The sequence below is a fragment of the Mesorhizobium sp. M7A.F.Ca.US.014.04.1.1 genome, from assembly GCF_003998745.1.
Taxonomy (GTDB): Bacteria; Pseudomonadota; Alphaproteobacteria; order Rhizobiales; family Rhizobiaceae; genus Mesorhizobium; species Mesorhizobium ciceri.
In genome coordinates this window covers 1-1612 of sequence record NZ_RZRW01000902.1, presented here as the reverse complement: position 1 = coordinate 1612, position 1612 = coordinate 1, and the positions used below count along the sequence as shown (strand labels likewise).

Here is a 1612-nt window from a genome sequence, read left to right as displayed (position 1 = left end):
GTTGAGGCCGTGCGCTATGGCCTGGCGTAGTTCCGGCTTGTTGTATGGCTCGGCGTCCCACCGCCACTGGTAGGAATACCAGACGCCACCCTTCGATGGCACAAGCTCGATATCCGGGCTGGCCTTGGAAAGGCGCGTATCAAGCGGATCAAGCTGGCTGATGAAATCCAGTTCGCCGATGGCCATGCGCTGAATGCCGACGACGTTCGTGGGAATGTCATGGAAAATAATACCGTCGAGATAGGGCATTCCCTTCTGCCAATAGCTGGCGTTCTTGGTGAGCGCGATGCGCGACCCGCGGACCCATTCGCCGAAAACGAACGGACCGGTCCCGACAGGGTTGGAACCGACGTCGCTGCCGTTCTTCTTGGCCGCCGCCGGTGACGCCATGAGCCCAGCGCGGTCGGCAAACAGCGCCAGCAGGGGCGGATAGGGTTCCTTCATGTCGATGGCGACAGTGAATTCGTCCAGCACTTCGACATTCTTGACGCCTTCCAGCAACTTGAGCTGCGATGAGTTGCCTTTCGGATCGAGACGCGAGTCTAGGTTCCATTTCACCGCCTCGGCGTTAAATGGCGTGCCGTCATGGAACTGCACGCCTTCCTGCAGCTTCAGGATCACGCGCTTGCCGTCGTCCGAAAACTCCCAGCTTTTCGCCAAGGCGGGCTTCAGGGAGAAGTCGGCCTCGGTTTCGAGAAGCGTATCGAATATCAGGAAAAGGATCTGGCGCTCGGTCCATTGCGACGACTGAAGGGGGTCAAGCGTGCGAACGTCGCTGATGAAGCCGACGTTGAGCGTGCCGCCGGTGACCGGCTGGGCATCTTGAGCCAGCGCTACCGTCGGCAAAGAGGCCACGATTGCGAAGCCGCTGACGGCGGCCATAAATTGCCTTCTATCCATGACAAGTCCTCCGTAGGTTCAGTTCCCAATATTATCGGCATTGCCGTTATTAGCCTCGGGACGAGAACCCGAGGCTTGCACGTTATCTGCTCTCGGCTGGCAGCGGCCGGCCGGCCTGATCGACTCCCATGATCCGCATGTCGTTGAACCGATCACCAATGCGATGGTGCGGTCGCCCACCGTTCGCGGCGCCTAACGCGATGACGATCTCGTCATGGGCAGGCGCGTCTGGAATCGTAAATTCCACGGTTAGAAAATGAGCGCGGCTACCCTTCCTCTCGGCATCCTTGTGGGTCAAAGGAACGGTGAGTGAGGTGCCGGCGCCGGCACGTTTGTTGGTGAAGGGGAGAAAGGAATCTCCACCGGCGGCGATGCGGAAGACATTGCCGAAATGCAGCGTGTGGATCAGGCCGGCGGCATGTTCGACTTCACCGTCCGTTCCGGTCACCGCGCACTTTCCAAACGCTTCTATCCGGTCTGGACCGCCCATGATCGCCACTAGGCGAGGCACGAGGGCGTCCGTGAGAGCCGTGGCGTGCTCCATAATGTGCGGCTGAAGATCCTCGACGAATGCCGATCCCGCCCAGGGATTACGGATTACCGCCGCGCAGGCGGCCATGCGAAGCGGAACAGGCGCGGCGCGACCCCCTTCGACAAGCGTGTCCTCGACGAAATCGACGATCTTGCGGATCAAGACGCCCGTCATTTTTCC

General features: G+C 60.2%; 2 protein-coding genes. Both read right to left on the bottom strand.

What is annotated here, in order from left to right:
* Positions 1-900 (bottom strand): ABC transporter substrate-binding protein (locus EOA22_RS32910; RefSeq protein ID WP_245478746.1); only part of this gene is annotated, 900 nt, incomplete at its 3' end.
* Positions 901-982: 82 nt separating this feature from the next.
* Complete coding sequence (locus EOA22_RS32905) at positions 983-1606, bottom strand: amino acid synthesis family protein (RefSeq protein WP_063170542.1); 624 nt, start codon at positions 1604-1606, stop codon at positions 983-985.
* Positions 1607-1612: the final 6 nt, after the last annotated feature.